Source organism: Luteibacter sp. P4_E6 (assembly GCF_056401535.1).
This window is the reverse complement of sequence record NZ_JBFUJE010000729.1, coordinates 1-1,570: the sequence shown is the minus strand read 5'-3', so window position 1 is coordinate 1,570 and position 1,570 is coordinate 1. Positions and strand designations below refer to the sequence as shown.

1 protein-coding gene is annotated in these 1,570 nt (G+C 62.4%); it reads left to right on the top strand.

The window, feature by feature from the left end; translation table 11 throughout:
* Nucleotides 1-1,570: helix-hairpin-helix domain-containing protein (locus AC1DT2_RS22860; RefSeq protein WP_477298956.1), on the top strand; the 1,570-nt coding region annotated here is incomplete at both ends.

The following is a 1,570-nucleotide window of genomic DNA, read 5'->3' as shown; positions in this document are numbered from 1 at the left end:
GTCTGCTTCTGCCTGGCCATTACCGAGGTCAATCCGGCGCAGATCTCCACCCTCTTYGAACGMTTCATTTCGAYCGAACGMRAYGARCCGCCGGATATCGATGTCGACTTCGAACACGAACGCCGCGAGGAAGTGCTGCAGTACGTCTTCAACAAATACGGACGCGAACGTGCCGCACTCGCCGCCACCGTGATCAGCTATCGGCGCAAGAGTGCCGCGCGCGATGTGGGTCGCGCGCTTGGCCTGTCGGAAGACCAGCTCGACCAACTCAGCCATGCCTACTCGCATGCGCATGGCGATGTACCGATCACCGTGCGCCTTCAGGAGCGTGGTTTCGACATCGGCAGCCGGACCCTTCGCCAGCTGGTCGTGCTGGTGGAGGAACTCAACGGCATGCCCCGGCACCTGTCGCAACATGTCGGTGGCTTCGTCATCTCCGACACGCCATTGCACTACCTCGTTCCCGTGGAGAACGCCGCCATGGACGATCGCACGATCATCCAGTGGGACAAGGATGACCTGGAAACGATGAAGCTGCTCAAGGTGGACTGCCTGGCGCTGGGCATGCTCACCTGCATGCGCAAAGCGGTCGAGCTGTTACGCAAGCTTGGCGGTGAGGATTACCGTCGCCTCGCCGACATTCCCATGGACGACCCCGACACCTACACGATGATCCAGAACGCCGATACCGTCGGTGTCTTCCAGATCGAATCGCGCGCGCAGATGTCCATGCTGCCGCGACTGAAACCCGCGTGCTATTACGACCTGGTTATCCAGGTGGCCATCGTCAGGCCCGGTCCTATCCAGGGCGGCATGGTCCATCCCTACCTGCAGCGTCGAAAGCTTCCCGCCAATGAGATCGTCTACGAACACGGCGTGCGACCGGTGCTGGAACGTACGCTCGGCGTGCCGATCTTCCAGGAGCAGGTCATGGCGATCCTGCAGGTCGTCGCGAATTTTACCGCCGGCGAATCGGACGAATTGCGCCGCTCCATGGCGGCATGGAAGCGCCGCGGCGGTCTGCAGAAATTCGAGCCGAGGATTCGCCGCAATATGGCGGAGAACGGATACACACCGGAATTCACCCAGCAGATCATCGACCAGATCCAGGGCTTTGGCAGCTACGGTTTTCCCGAATCGCATTCGGCCGGTTTCGCCCTGATCGCCTATGCGTCCTCCTACATGAAGTGCCACCACCCGGCGGTCTTCACCTGTGCGCTGCTCAATAGCCAGCCGATGGGCTTCTACGCGCCAGCACAACTGGTGGCCGATCTTCGTCGGCATGGCGTGGAAGTTCGCCCGCCGGATGTCACAGCCAGCGACTGGGACTGCACCCTGGAGCGCTTACCGAATACATCCGACACCTTCGCCCTGCGCCTGGGCTTACGACTGATCGGCGGCCTGTCCGCCGATCTCGGTGTGCGAATCGTCGCCGCGCGTGCTGAGACACCGTTTCGCGACCTGGCCGATCTCGCCCGCCGCGCCGGCATGAATCGCTTCGAGCGAGAACGCCTTGCCGACGCGGGAGCCTTGCGCGTCCTCAGCGGCCATCGCCATCGCGCACGCTGGG